The 13,059-nt window shown below is 68.5% G+C and carries 15 protein-coding genes; 7 read left to right on the top strand and 8 right to left on the bottom strand.

The window, feature by feature from the left end; translation table 11 throughout:
• Nucleotides 1-97 precede the first annotated feature (97 nt).
• Genes EXE47_RS10610 through EXE47_RS10600 form a run of 3 tightly spaced genes read right to left on the bottom strand, consistent with a single transcriptional unit; the run spans nucleotide 98 to nucleotide 3,428 of the window.
• Entirely contained in the window at nucleotides 98-1,042 is a 945-nt protein-coding gene (locus tag EXE47_RS10610) for a carbohydrate ABC transporter permease (RefSeq protein WP_086215243.1), read from the bottom strand.
• A complete protein-coding gene (locus EXE47_RS10605) occupies nucleotides 1,039-2,025 on the bottom strand; it encodes a carbohydrate ABC transporter permease (protein WP_049932706.1) in 987 nt (328 codons plus the stop codon). Before EXE47_RS10605 ends, EXE47_RS10610 begins: the two co-directional genes overlap by 4 nt.
• 53 nt (nucleotides 2,026-2,078) lie before the next feature.
• Nucleotides 2,079-3,428: an ABC transporter substrate-binding protein gene (locus EXE47_RS10600; protein ID WP_089308444.1), complete on the bottom strand. Its 1,350-nt coding sequence runs from the start codon at nucleotides 3,426-3,428 to the stop codon at nucleotides 2,079-2,081.
• A gap of 147 nt (nucleotides 3,429-3,575) precedes the next feature.
• Here EXE47_RS10600 and EXE47_RS10595 point away from each other — a divergent pair, with 147 nt between their 5' ends.
• The 5 genes from EXE47_RS10595 (at nucleotide 3,576) to EXE47_RS10575 (ending at nucleotide 8,100) form a co-directional block, all read left to right on the top strand.
• On the top strand, nucleotides 3,576-4,232 hold the full coding sequence (locus EXE47_RS10595; RefSeq protein ID WP_049932702.1) for a DUF4013 domain-containing protein: 657 nt from the start codon (nucleotides 3,576-3,578) through the stop codon (nucleotides 4,230-4,232).
• 84 nt (nucleotides 4,233-4,316) lie between these two features.
• The gene (locus EXE47_RS10590) at nucleotides 4,317-5,366 is read left to right on the top strand and encodes an AAA family ATPase (protein ID WP_049932701.1); all 1,050 of its coding nucleotides are present in this window, start codon (nucleotides 4,317-4,319) and stop codon (nucleotides 5,364-5,366) included.
• Nucleotides 5,363-6,004, top strand: a complete 642-nt coding sequence (locus EXE47_RS10585; RefSeq protein WP_049932700.1) for a protein sorting system archaetidylserine decarboxylase — start codon at nucleotides 5,363-5,365, stop codon at nucleotides 6,002-6,004. Before EXE47_RS10590 ends, EXE47_RS10585 begins: the two co-directional genes overlap by 4 nt.
• A 148-nt stretch (nucleotides 6,005-6,152) precedes the next feature.
• Nucleotides 6,153-6,821, top strand: coding sequence for an HVO_2922 family protein (locus tag EXE47_RS10580; protein ID WP_089308443.1), 669 nt, complete (start codon nucleotides 6,153-6,155; stop codon nucleotides 6,819-6,821).
• A 103-nt stretch (nucleotides 6,822-6,924) separates the two neighbouring features.
• The gene (locus EXE47_RS10575; protein ID WP_089308442.1) at nucleotides 6,925-8,100 is read left to right on the top strand and encodes a DNA primase; all 1,176 of its coding nucleotides are present in this window, start codon (nucleotides 6,925-6,927) and stop codon (nucleotides 8,098-8,100) included.
• A 46-nt stretch (nucleotides 8,101-8,146) separates the two neighbouring features.
• Here the strand turns inward: EXE47_RS10575 and EXE47_RS10570 are convergent, their stop codons facing one another.
• From EXE47_RS10570 to EXE47_RS10550, 5 genes are all read right to left on the bottom strand, one after another.
• Nucleotides 8,147-8,362: a hypothetical protein gene (locus EXE47_RS10570; RefSeq protein WP_049932697.1), complete on the bottom strand. Its 216-nt coding sequence runs from the start codon at nucleotides 8,360-8,362 to the stop codon at nucleotides 8,147-8,149.
• A gap of 58 nt (nucleotides 8,363-8,420) precedes the next feature.
• Nucleotides 8,421-8,612, bottom strand: a complete 192-nt coding sequence (locus EXE47_RS10565; RefSeq protein WP_049932696.1) for a hypothetical protein — start codon at nucleotides 8,610-8,612, stop codon at nucleotides 8,421-8,423.
• A gap of 124 nt (nucleotides 8,613-8,736) precedes the next feature.
• Nucleotides 8,737-9,081: a 50S ribosomal protein P1 gene (gene rpl12p, locus EXE47_RS10560; protein WP_049932695.1), complete on the bottom strand. Its 345-nt coding sequence runs from the start codon at nucleotides 9,079-9,081 to the stop codon at nucleotides 8,737-8,739.
• A gap of 16 nt (nucleotides 9,082-9,097) precedes the next feature.
• The gene (locus EXE47_RS10555; protein WP_086215250.1) at nucleotides 9,098-10,144 is read right to left on the bottom strand and encodes a 50S ribosomal protein L10; all 1,047 of its coding nucleotides are present in this window, start codon (nucleotides 10,142-10,144) and stop codon (nucleotides 9,098-9,100) included.
• Nucleotides 10,141-10,779: a 50S ribosomal protein L1 gene (locus tag EXE47_RS10550; RefSeq protein ID WP_049932691.1), complete on the bottom strand. Its 639-nt coding sequence runs from the start codon at nucleotides 10,777-10,779 to the stop codon at nucleotides 10,141-10,143. Before EXE47_RS10550 ends, EXE47_RS10555 begins: the two co-directional genes overlap by 4 nt.
• Nucleotides 10,780-11,062: 283 nt before the next feature.
• Here EXE47_RS10550 and EXE47_RS10545 point away from each other — a divergent pair, with 283 nt between their 5' ends.
• Together EXE47_RS10545 and EXE47_RS10540 are read left to right on the top strand one after the other, a co-directional pair.
• Nucleotides 11,063-12,607, top strand: a complete 1,545-nt coding sequence (locus EXE47_RS10545) for an acyl-CoA carboxylase subunit beta (RefSeq protein ID WP_089308441.1) — start codon at nucleotides 11,063-11,065, stop codon at nucleotides 12,605-12,607.
• Nucleotides 12,607-12,945 carry a hypothetical protein gene (locus tag EXE47_RS10540; RefSeq protein ID WP_089308440.1) on the top strand — a complete coding sequence of 113 codons (339 nt, stop codon included), beginning with the start codon at nucleotides 12,607-12,609 and terminating at the stop codon, nucleotides 12,943-12,945. The genes EXE47_RS10545 and EXE47_RS10540 overlap by 1 nt, the downstream gene beginning before the upstream one ends.
• Nucleotides 12,946-13,059: the final 114 nt, after the last annotated feature.

Raw genomic sequence — 13,059 nt, 5'->3', positions numbered from 1 at the left:
CGCCCCCGCGAGTCGGCGCGGCGGTTTGAGAGCGATTCCTCCGGTCGGCTGCGTGAGTGCTGTCGAGTCATAGATTGCTGCTGGCGAGCGATGGCGGTCACGTCGCCACCCCCTCGGCGAACTCCTCGCCGAACGCGATGTACACCGCGAGCGTCGGGAGGGCGGCGATGAACGCGCCCGCCATGCGGAGCGCGAAGTCTTGGCCTTCGAGGGACGTTCCCAGTCCCGCGAGGATCAACACGATCGGCGCGGCCGCGCTGGACTCCGTTTGGACCAACACGAGGGTGAACAGGAGGTCGTTCCAGATCTGCGTGAACTGATAGATCAGGACCACCGCGAACATCGGTCCCGAGAGCGGGAGCACGATGCGGCGGTAGATCCGGCGAATCGACGCGCCGTCCAGCCGCGCCGCCTCGATCATCTCGTCGCTCATGTTCTTGTAGTACGACCTGAACAGAACAGTACAGATCGGCAGGCCGTACGCCACGTGCGTGATGATCAGTTCGATGACGCTGGCGTAGTCGTTGTTGATCCCGAGCGCCCACAGGAACCCTAACCACTCTTGGAGCGGGATCATCGACCAGAACTGCGAGAGCGGCACGAGAACGGCCTGATAGGGAATGAATACCCCGGCGACCAGCAGCGCGAGGACCGGCGCCTTGTACTTCTGCTTCCAATTCGACTGGGTGAGCCCGTAGGCGGTGAAACTCCCGAGGAGCGCCGAGATGACGGTCGCCGGGATCGCGTACAGCGCGCTGTTGATGAGTCCCCGGCCGAGCGCGTCGAACGCCGCCCGCCACTTCTCGAAAGTGAACGTACCGCCCGTGGGCGGCGCGAAGGGAAGGGACCCGCTCACGCCGCTGGCCGTCTTGAACGAGGTGACGAGCCCCGACTCGATCGGGATCAGGAAGAAGCTCAACATCCCGAGCAGCCCGAGGTACAGGAGGACCCGGTACGCGTCGAGGCCCGAGAGTAGTCCAGCGGACGCTCCGGGGTCCGCTTCCGTTACCGTACCACCGTCGGTTCGTGCGTCGTTGCTCATAGGTTCCCTCGGTTGTACTGGTAGTAGAGGTACGGACCGACGATGCCGAGCGTCATCACGAACAGGGTGATGGCGACCGCGGACGCGTACGCCCAGTTCAGGTTCGCGTACGCCTCGCGGACCATCTTTGTCGCGAGGATGTCGGCCCCGTTCGGTGGTCGGTACCCGCCGACGAGCGAGTAGAGGAAGTCGAACGCCTTCAGCGCGAACACCATCAGGACGACCGAGGCGCTGATCGTCGACCCCTTCAGCTGGGGGATGATCACGCGCCAGTACATCCTGACCGTGGAGGCCCCGTCGACCTTCGCCGCCTCGTAGTGTTCGTTCGGAATCGCCCGCAGGCCCGCGAGGAACACGACCATCGCGTACCCAGCGAACTGCCACATCAGCGCGAACATGACCGCCCAGAGGACGATGTCCGGGTTCCCGATCCAGTCGACTCGGCCGAGTCCGAGCGACGTGATCACGATGTTGATCACCCCGTTGTTGAAGTTGAACATCCACGCCCAGAACTGGGCGGTGACGACGAACGAGAGGCTCATCGGCAGCAGGTAGATCGTCCGGAAGGTGTTCTCGAACCGGATGTTCCGGTCGATGAGGATCGCCAGCCCGAGCCCGAGCGCAAGCGTCACGAGGGTGAACCCGACGAGCAGGATGAAGGTGTTGATCGCGGCGTCGACGAACCCGCTGTCCGCCAACGCGCGGCTGTACATCTGGAGGTCGAGGTCGCTGTAGTCCGGGGTCCCGAATCCGGTGAAGTCCGTCAGCGATATCAGGAGGTTCCAGATGATCGCTCCGTAGACGAACAGTCCCACCAACAGGAACGGCGGGAGCCAGAACTGCGACGACTCCACGAAGTCGCTGCCGAAGCGCTCGTTCAGCGCGGCGACCGGACTGAACCCGGAGCGCTGCCCGTCCTCGGCGACGCCGCCGTCCGTGACCGCGTCGCCACTGTCGTCGCCGGTGTCAGTATTTCGTGTCATATTGTTCTTCGTGCGCCGAAACCGCCGAAATCCGGTCGCATCGTGGACCGGAGTCAGTTAGAGACCGCGTCGACGAATCCTTGCGTGGCGGCGTCGACGTCGTACGGTCCGGAGAATTCGCTGGAGATCACGTCGTTCAGCGACGTCATGGTCTCCGAGGGGACGCCGAGACCGTGCTGGAGGTTCGGCGGTCGCTGGTCCGCGCTGGCGAAGTCCTCCTGCGTCTCCTGGAGGTACGGGCCGAACTGGCTCATGTCCACGTCGGTGCGCGTGGGGATCGAGCCCTTATACTGGTTGAACGCGACCTGTGCCGCCTCGCTGCCGGCGAAGGCCATGAACTGCTCCGTGGCCTCCGGACTCGGGTTGTCCGAGGGGTAGAGGAACGAGTCGAAGTGGAGCATGTACATGCCCTCCGAGCCGGGGTACGTCTTGAAGCCCCAGTCCTCGTCGTAATTGAAGTCCTCGGCGTTCCGGTAGGCGCCGGCCGCCCAGTTCCCCTGGTGGATGAACGCCGCGTTCCCCTCGATGATGTTCTGGTTGGACTCGGTGAGCCCGATCGAGGAGGCGTCCTCGTTGATGTAGTTCCCGAGGATCTCCGCGAGCGACTCGAAGGTCGCGCGGACAGCGGCCTCGTCCGGGCTCCCGTCAAGGAAGCTCATGTACGCGTCGTACCCCTCCTGTCCGAGCATCGTCGAGGCGAACAGCTGGGTCGTGGTCCAGGTGCCGCTCGCGCCGTGGGTCATCGGAATCGCGTCAGTCTCGCTCTGGACCGTCTCCAGCGCGTCGATCAGCGCCGAGACGCTCGTCAGCGAGTCGGGGTCGACGCCCGCTTCCTCGACGACCGACGTGTTGTAGAACAGGCAGTTCAGCCGGTGCGAACCGAGCGGAACGGCCCGGTACGCGCCGTTGTACTGGTGGAGGTCGACCGCCTCGTCGACCATCACGTCCTCGAAGCCTTCGGACTCCCAGACGCCGCCGACCTCGCCCAGCACGCCCTCGTACCGCTGGAGGTTCGGGCCGGGCCAGTTGGCGAAGGAACTCGGCGGGTCGCCGTTCTGGAGCCGGTTCGCGACGACCGCGTCGAGGTTCTGATTCCCGCCGCCGCCGATCGGGTTGAACTCGTGGTCGACGTCCGGATACTCCTCCTCGAAGGCCGCGACGAGTGCTTCGGCCGCGCGGGCGCCGTCGCCGCCGGTCCACGCGTGGAGCACTTCGAGCGTGTTATCGCTGCCGCCGTCGCTACCGTCGCCGCCGTCGCTACCGTCGCCGCCGTCGCTACCGTCGCCGCCGTCGCTACCGTCGCCGCCGTTGCCGCCGGAACAGCCAGCGAGGCCTGCGAGCGTCGCTGCCCCCGTCGCTCCGACGAAGTGTCGCCGCGACAACCGCTTGTCTTGATTTGTCATGGTACTCCACTATGTACAATGGATCTTTGGCATATATACTTACTCATTTTTTTAGAACTATTTTTGACGGATTTCTTTACGGACGGTTTCAGTCCCGAGCGACCCGGGACCGACGGGCATACCACGGTTCGGGCGATGAGCGTACTCATGCGCCCCTCGATCGCCGCCGTCACGTACCCGATCGCCGGCGACGCCGCCGAGCGACCGCTGCTTGCTGTCTGGCTGCTGTTCGCGCTGTCGGTCGTCGTCCCCGTGCTCCCGGCGGTGCCGGTCGTCGGCTACCTCGTCCGCGTGTTGGCCGCCAGCGAGCGCGGCGAGTCGATCCCGCCGTTCCTCTCCGAGCCGCGGACGCTCGTTCGTCGGTCGATCGGGGGAGCGGTCGTCTGTTTGGCGTACCTCGGCGTTCCGCTCGCTGCCCTCCTCGTGACGCTCTACGGGGTCGTCTCGCTGGAACCCGGCGCGAACGCGCCTGTCGGTCGGATCCTCGCCGGCTCGACGGCCGTCCTCTTCCTCGGCATCCTCGGCACGTATCTCGCGCCGATCGCGTTGACCGTGTACGGGCGCGAGGGGTCGCTCCGCGGAGCGTTCTCCCCGGACGCCGTCCGCCCGGTCGCCGGACACGCGGCGTATTTCTTCGGCTGGACGCTCGGCTTCACCGCGCTCGTGGTCACCGTTGGAGTCGGCGGCGCGCTGTTCACCCTGTCGCGTCTCGGCCCCCTCGCCGGGACCCTCGTCCTCGCGTACGGCCTCCTCGTGGCCGCGTACCTCCTGGGTCGCGCCGTCGAGCGCGCGAGGCGACGGTAGGCCGCGCTGTCGGCCGCCGAACGCACGCCGCTGGGGGCGCCGCGACCGACCGATTCTTGACCGGGCGGCCCGGAGGTGACGGTAATGCAGGGACCGCTGTGGATAGACACGCACGCGCCAGATCTCGACGAGATCCGGCAAAACGAGGCCCGCGACCGCCTGCGCCGGGCCGTCGACGAGCCGATGAACCTCGTCGTTCAGGGGCCGCCGGGGGTCGGGAAGACGGCGGCCGCGCGCGCGCTCGCCGACGCGTCGCACGCCGACCCGGACGCCGACCTGATCGAGATCAACGTCGCCGACTTCTTCGGCCGGACGAAAAAAGAGATCCGCACCGACCCGCGGTTCGAGGGTTTCCTCGCGGGGCGGAGCAGCATGGCGAAACGCGACATGATAAACCGCGTGCTGAAGGAGTCCGCGTCGTACGCGCCGATGTCCGGCGAGTACAAGACGGTCCTGTTGGACAACGCGGAGGCGATCCGCGAGGACTTCCAGCAGGCGCTGCGCCGCGTGATGGAGAAGCACCATCGGACCACGCAGTTCGTGATCGCGACCCGCCAGCCCTCGAAGCTCATCGCCCCGATCCGGTCGCGCTGCTTCCCGGTCCGCGTGCGCTCCCCGACGACCGACGAGACGATCGACGTCCTCGAGACGATCTGCGACTGCGAGGGCGTCGACTACGACGGTGACGGGCTGGAGTTCGTCGCCAGCGCGGCCGGCGGCGACCTCCGAGAGGCGATCCTCTCGGCGCAGGCGACCGCCGTGGAGGGCGACGAGCTCACCATGTCGACCGCCTACGAGACGCTCGGCGAGGTCGGCGACGACGACGCGCTCCGCGAGGCGCTCGCCGCCGCCCGCGACGGCGACCTGAAGGGCGCGCGCTCGACGCTCGACGACCTCCTCGACGAGGGGTACAGCGGGCAGGAGCTGCTCCGCGAGACGCTCCGTGTCGCCCGCGCCGGTTCCGAGTTCGGCGGCGACGACCTCGCGCGGCTCCACGCGCTCGCCGGCGAGGTCGACCTCGACATGACAGACGGGCTCGACGACACGACGCACCTCGTCCACCTGCTCGCGGCGTGGGCCGCGGGGCGGACCGAGCTCTCGCCCGAACTGCGGGACGCGGAGGTGCCCCCGTGAGCCGCGCGCCGCCGCTCTCGCGGCTCCTCCCGTTCCCGGTGGTCGACGCCGCGTGGGACTTGGCGCTCGTCCCGGCGCTCGCGGGCGCCGTCGCGCTGCCTGTCCTCTCGCCGGTCGGCGTCGCGCTCGTCGCGCTCGCGGTCGGGATCCTCTGGTTCCACCGCGACCCGGAACGCGATCCGCCCGACCCGGAGGAAGCGGTCGTCTCCCCCGCCGACGGCACGGTCTCCGTCGTGCGCGAGGAGGGTTCGCGGCTCCGCGTCGGCGTGTTCATGAACGTCACCGACGTCCACGTCAACCGCGCGCCGATCGCGGGCGAGGTCACGGAGGTCCGCCACCGCCCCGGCGCGAACCGCCCCGCGTTCGACAAGGAGTCGGACCGCAATGAGCAGGTCGCGATCGACTTCGGCGACTACGAACTGCTCGTCATCGCCGGCTGGTTCGCCCGCCGGATCCACCCCTCGGTCGAGGCGGGCGACCGGGTCGAGCGCGGCGACCGCGTCGGACACGTTTCGTTCGGCTCGCGCGCGGACGTCGTGTTGCCCGCGGACGTGACGCGCGACGACCTCCTCGTCAGGGAGGGCGACGGCGTGCGCGCGGGCGAGACGATCATCGCGGAGCGGCCGGACGATCCTTAGATCCATCACGCGACGCGGTCGAACGGTTCCGGACCTCTCGCGCGGCGCTGTTGCGCACGGCGTCGAATCGGGCGTCGCCTCGGACCGCACGACCGACATCCGAGTTCGGGCATACGCTTTTGTTTCGCGGCAGTGACCGTTATCGCGTATGCCAGATGATACCATCCACGAGTCGAAGCGGTCGCGGACCCGACAGGGGCTGGCCACGTACCTCCGCCGGATCGCTCGGGCGCTGGGACGCGGCGAGCCGGTGCCGGTCGACGAGGCCGGCACGGTGACCGTCGACGCGGCCGCCACCGGCGACGTCGAGGTCGAACTCGAACGCGACGACGAGACGGTCCACCTCGAGGTCGAGATGGAGTGGCCCGATGAGGAGGCCGCGGTCGACTCCGACGCGGCCGCGAGCAAGGCCACGTTCGAGCTGTACGCCGACAGCGCCGACCAGTACCGCTGGCGGCTCCGACACGACAACGGGAACATCATCGCCGACGGCGGCGAGGGGTACGCCGACAAGCGCGACGCCCGCTCGGGGATCGAGAGCGTCCAGCGGAACGCCCCGGGTGCGCACGTCGTCGACGTCTCGCGCGACGAGGAGGCGCCAGACGAGGGGGGCAGCGACGCCGTCTTCGAGCTGTTCCGCGACAAGGCGGACAAGTACCGCTGGCGGCTCCGGCACGGCAACGGCAATGTCATCGCCGACGGGGGACAGGGGTACGCCTCCAAACAGAAGGCGAAACAGGGGCTGCGCAGCGTCAAGTCGAACGCGCCGGGCGCGGCCGTCGAGGAGCCCGGAGACGCCGAGGGATCCGAGGAGTAGCACCGCCCGCCCCGTCTGGGGCTTCGACCCGCCCGGTCCGATCCCGCTCGACCGACCGCGGACCGCACCGCTTATTCGCCGGCCCTCACTACCTCGGGCCGACATGGACGCGCTCGACGCCAAGTACCCGTTCTTCGCGAGCGCCCGCGAGGCGGTCGCGTCCGCCGGGGTGTCGCTGCCCGACCTCGTCGCGGCCGACGCCCCGGCCGTCGAGCGCGCCCGCGAGCGCGTCGAGCGCGCACTCCTCGAAGGAACGGTCGCCTCGGAGAGCGGCGCGTTTCCCGGCGAGTCGGCGTACGACGTACAGGCCGAACTCCTCTCGTACCCCATCGCCCGGATCCTCGTGTCGCTGCTCGACTCCGACCCCGCCATCGAGAAGTACGCTGCCGCTGAGGCGGCGACTGCTATGGACCGGGTTCGTCGCGACCTCGAGACCGACGACGAGTTGCGGTCGGTGTCGACCGCGACGGTTGCGCTCGACGACCTGCTCGCCGAGTTCGACCTCGCGGACGCGGTGCGCCCCGGCCGTAGCGCCCCCGCCGGCGTCAGCGGCGGTTCGAGGGGCGGCGCGGCCGGGGGACCGACCGGGAACGCCGCGGGCCGCGACCCCGACCACTACCGGATCGACGTCGGATCCTACCTCCGGCTCACCTCGCCCGAGTGGGGGGACTCGTGGCGGCTCGTCAACCGCGCGCTCGCCGACGGCGCGGTGCGCGTCACGCGCGACGAGCTACTGGCGGCGCTGGAGGCCGCCGTCGAGGAGCGCGTCGCCGAGGGACTCCCGTTCGAGGACCTCGGGGAATCACTCGCCGAGGCGCTGGAGTCCCGTGTGGCCGACCTCCGGGGCCTGCTCTCCGAGCGGACGTACGCCGAACCGCCGGATGTCGTCGACCGCGAACTGTTCCCGCCGTGTATGACCAACCTGATCGAGAAGGCCGCGGACGACACTAAGCTCTCGTCGGCCGAGTCGTTCGCGCTGATGGCGTTCCTCGTCGGCATCGGGATGACGCCCGACGAGGTCGTCGCCTTCTGTGCCGACACGAGCCTCGACGCCGAGGGGATCCGCTACCAGACCAAGTTCCTGACCGACGACCGGGGCACCCAGTACCCTCCGCCGACCTGCGAGACGCTCGCGAACTACGGGATCTGCCACAACGAGGACGACCACATGCAGGTCGCGATCGGCCCGCTCTCGTACTACGAGAAACGCGTGGCGGCCGCCGACAAGGTGACGGACTGGCGGGCCGAGCGACGACCGGACGAGACGACCGGGGCGTGAACGCGACGCCCCGGACGCGGAGAAAGAGTCGGCGAGGTCGGACCGGCTACGGCTCGTCTTTCGCGCGCATCAGGTACGTCCCGATGCCGGCCATCAGCAGGACGAATCCGGCCAGCAGCCCGATGAGCGCGATCGCCCCTGCCTCGGGGAGGACCGTCGACCCGCCGAAGGTGACCCCGATCCCGACTAACCCGACGGTGAACACCGCGGCCGCCGCCAGCGAGACGGTGATCTGCCGACGGAGTTCCGCGTCGATTTCCATGGCTGCGGCTTCCCGTCGCCACTAAAAAAGGACTTCGATGGGCGTCCCGCCTGGCGACTCACCGCGCGAGATGGGTGATGTCCCGCCGCAGGCTGTACCCCCGCGGCACACCGACGACCTCCAGGCAGTCGGCGCACAGCACCCGCTCGTAGTCGCGGTTCGTGTCCTTCTCCAACAGAGAGACGTCTTCGAGCGGGAACACCGACTCGCACCGGTCGCACTCCGCCTTGTCGCCGTCGACGATCTTCATCGCCTCTCGGTACCCGGGATCCGTACATAAAATCGCGGCCGGCGTTATCACTCCGGATATCGGCGGTCGGAAAAATCGCGTTCGAGCGTCGGTCGATGCGGTCGGGGGTCGGTGGGCTCCGGCGTTAGCCGAAGAGCTCGCCGAGGCCCTCGCCGCCGTCGCCGTCCTCTTCGTCGTCGTCGGCCTCGTCGGCCTCCTCGGCCTCGTCGGCCTCTTCCTCCTCGTCGTCATCCGCCTCGTCGGCGGCGTCGGCGTCGGCGGCGCCACCGGCGGACGCGCCGGCGGCCGGGGCCGCGGCGGCCGTCTCGATGGCCTCCTCGATGTCGACGTCCTCCAGCGCGGCGACGAGCGCCTTGACGCGGGACTCCTCGACGTCGACGCCGGCGGCTTCCAGCACGCCGGTGACGTTGTCTTCGTTGATCTCTTCGCCAGTCTCGTTCAGGATGAGCGCAGCGTAAACGTATTCCATTGGTGTGTACCTCGTGTTATCCGAACATCGCGCCGAGACCGTCGCCGCCGTCGTCGCCGTCGTCCTCGTCGGCGTCGTCGGCGTCGGCCTCCTCGGCGTCTTCCGTGTTGTCGTCCGCCTGTTCCTCCTCGTCGTCGGCGTCGTCCGTCGCCGGCTCCGCCGCCGGCGCGGCCTCGACGCCCTGGAGCTCCTCGGGGAGCGCCTCGTCGTCGTCGATCTGCGCCGCAAGCGCGCGCAGCTGGGCGTCGGCCTTCCCGATCAGGTCGGGCACGACGTCCGGGCTCTCGATCTCCGCGAACAGCCCGACGGACTTCGCCTCGCCGGACGCCTTCGCGAGAAGGGTGCCGGCGGTGGCGGCCGTCGGGTATGCGGCGTTGACCGAGAGGTTTCGCGCGGCGGCCGCGGCGGACCGGATGTCCGCCTCGTACTCGTCGACGTCGAGTTCGAGTTCTTCTGGCTCGAACAGGACGCCCTCGGAGTAGACGGCGCGCAGGTCGAGACCGACCTCCTTGGGCTCGATGCCGAGCTCGACGAGGACGTTCGCGAGGTCGTCGTCGACGACCTCGCCCTCCTCCAGCACGGTCGAGTCCTCGGTTACCTTGATCGAGCCGTCCATGATTCGGGCGGACGCGCCGACCGTCTGGAGCTCGCCGACGAACGGTCCCGGGTCGACGCCGGTGTCGCCCTCGGGGATCACGATGTCGTTGGGGGCCACCTCGCCCGCGTTGATCGGGGCGGGGGTCTTCGAGGCTTCGAGCTGCTTGAAGAGGCCGAACGGGTTGTCGTTGGTGCCGATGAGCGCCACCTGGCCGCTGACGTACTCCGTCAGCGCCTCGACGCTGTCGCCGACCTCCTCGAGCGCTCGGGTCGTGAGCGTGTTGCGGCTCATGCGGACGGCGGCCGAGCCGTGGAGCTCCCGGCGCATGGCCTGGAGCTGCCGGCTCGGGATGCCGGCCACGCCGACGATCCCGACGGACTGGTAGGAGTCGATGAACTCGACGAGCTCGTCGACTTCCTCCCGTTTCCACTCGGGGATCGTCTCGGTCTTGCGGACCGAGCTCATACGGGCACCTCCTTCGCGGGACCCATCGTGGTCTTCACGTAGATCCCGTCGATGTTGAGCGGGCCCTTCTCGAGGTCTGCTTCGAGTCGCCGGATGATGACGTCGATGTTGTCCGAGATCGCGTCGGCGCCCATGTCTTCGGCGCCCACGCGGGTGTGGAACGTGCGCCGGTCGCGCGACCGGAGCTGTACCGTGTTCTTCATCCGGTTGACTGTGTCGACGACGTCGTCGTCCGGCTGCAGTGGGGTAGGCATCTTCCCGCGCGGACCGAGGACGGTACCGAGGTACCGACCGATGTCCTGCATCAGGTTGGCCTCCGCGACGAAGAAGTCGGTCTCGCCGGCGAGGTCCTTTGCGCGGTCGTCGTCGTCTCCTAAGTCTTCGAGGTCGTCGCTGTCCAGCACTTCGTCAGCGACCTCCTCTGCGCGGACGGCGGTTTCGCCCTCCGCGAAGACGACGATCTGTGTCTCCTGCCCCGTTCCAGCCGGCAGCACGACGGACTCGTCGATACGGTTCGACGGATCGTTGAGGTCGAGGTCTCGCAGGTTGATCGCGATGTCCACGGTCTCGCGGAAGTTCCGCTCGGGCGCATCGTCGAGTGCGAGGGTTACGGCCTCTTGTATTGTGTCTGCCATTTTCACCTCCGTAGTACGCAGGTCGCTCCTACGGGTCAGTGAAACAGGCGAAGCCTGTCTCATCGGAGAGTGGTTCATCGGAGGTTTAAAAGCGTCGAACCGCCGGTCGCCGTGTGAACCGGAGGCAGGGCCGCTCGCTGGCGGTCACGCGGTCGCGCCCGCTTCGCCGGGCCGCAGGACTCGGATTCGACGGGCGTCGAACGCCAAAACGTCGGATAGGGGAACCCTTTTGACGGCGCTCTTCGACCCATGAAGTAATGACGCAGGGTGGTCCGCCGTGACGATGGACGACCGCATCGACGACCTCCGGAAGCGCCGCGAGCGGGCGGCCAAGGGCGGCGGCGAAGACCGGATCCAGTCGCAACACGACAAGGGGAAGATGACCGCTCGCGAGCGGATCGACTACTTCCTCGATGACGGCACGTTCCACGAGTTCGACCGGTTCCGCACCCACCGCAACCACACCTTCGGGATGGAGGAGAAGCAGATCCCGGGCGACGGCGTGGTGACCGGCTACGGCGAGGTGAACGGCCGGAAGACGTTCGTCTTCGCGCACGACTTCACCGTCTTCGGCGGGTCCCTCGGCGAGGTGTTCGCCGAGAAGGTGTGTAAGGTGATGGACAAGGCGATGGACGTGGGCGCGCCGGTCGTCGGCCTCAACGACTCCGCGGGCGCCCGCATTCAGGAGGGGGTCGCCTCGCTCGGCGGCTTCGCCGAGATCTTCCGGCGCAACACGGAGGCCTCGGGCGTGATCCCTCAGATCTCGGCGATCATGGGGCCGTGCGCCGGCGGTGCGGTGTACTCTCCGGCGATCACAGACTTCACCTTCATGGTGAAAGACACGTCGCACATGTTCATCACCGGGCCGGACGTCATCGAGACGGTCACCGGCGAGGAGGTGAGCTTCGAGGAGCTGGGCGGCGCAGTGACCCACTCGTCGACATCCGGCGTGGCGCACTTCGCCGAGGAGAGTGAAGAGGAGGCGCTGGACAACATCGCGCGGCTGCTGTCGTACCTCCCGGCGAACAACGTGGAGGACCCGCCGCGCGTCGAGCCGTGGGACGACCCGGAGCGCGCGGACGACGCGCTCGCCGAGATCGTCCCCGACGCCCCCCGGAAGCCGTACGACATGAAAGACGTGATCGAGAGCGTCACCGACGAGGGCTCCTTCTTCGAGGTCCACGAGAACTTCGCGAAGAACGTCGTCGTCGGCTTCGCCCGGCTCGACGGTCACTCCGTCGGCGTCGTCGCGAACAACCCCCGCGTGAACGCCGGCACCCTCGACATCGAGTCGAGCCAGAAGGGCGCGCGGTTCGTCCGCTTCTGCGACGCGTTCAACATCCCCATCGTCACCTTCGAGGACGTGCCCGGGTTCATGCCCGGCACGGATCAGGAACACAACGGGATCATCCGCCACGGCGCGAAGCTGCTGTACGCCTTCTCCGAGGCGACCGTCCCGCTGCTCACCGTCATCACCCGGAAGGCGTACGGCGGGGCCTACTGCGTGATGTCGTCGAAGCACATCGGCGGCGACGTCAACTACGCGTGGCCCACCGCCGAGATCGCGGTGATGGGGCCGAAGGGCGCGGTCAACGTCCTCTACCGCGAGGAGCTGGCCGAGGCCGACGACCCCGACGCGCGCAGACAGGAGCTCATCGACGAGTACCGCGAGGAGTTCGCGAACCCCTACACCGCCGCCGACCGCGGCTTCGTCGACGACGTGATCGAACCGACCGAGACGCGCGCCCGCCTGATTGAGGACCTGAAGATGCTGAAGGGGAAGCGCTCGGACCAGCCCGCAAAGAAGCACGGCAACATCCCGATCTGATGGCGACCGACCACGAACCGGGCCGCGAGGGGTCGGCGAGCGAGGGTGCGACCGACGAGGCTCCGACGACAGATCCGGCGCCCGCGCTCGCCGGCCTCTCGATCCCCGACGACGCTCGCGACGACGAGGCGGCCGCGATCGCCGCCGCGGTCGCCGCGCACCTCCGGGACGGCGAACTCGCCGCGGCGGCCGCCGCGAGCGACGCGGACGACGACCGCGACGAGGACCGCTGGGGCTTCGCCGCCCGGATCGACCGGCTCCACCGCCGCCGGGTGCGCGTCCCCGTCGACGCGCCGACCGACCCGTGGACCGCGGCCGGTCGGAGCGACCGGTTCTGATCCTCTCGGCGGAGGCGACCGATCCCGACTTCTCGCCAGACCCACTTCCCTTCGCTCTGTGACGGTCGAGTTCAGACGGTCGCTCGCGCCGTCGCTGGTCGGACACTCGACACG

It is taken from the genome of Halorubrum sp. GN12_10-3_MGM (genome assembly GCF_005435235.1).
Lineage (GTDB): Archaea > Halobacteriota > Halobacteria > Halobacteriales > Haloferacaceae > Halorubrum > Halorubrum ezzemoulense.
The sequence above is the reverse complement of the archived record's forward strand: the minus strand, read 5'-3'. Positions and strand labels throughout refer to the sequence as shown.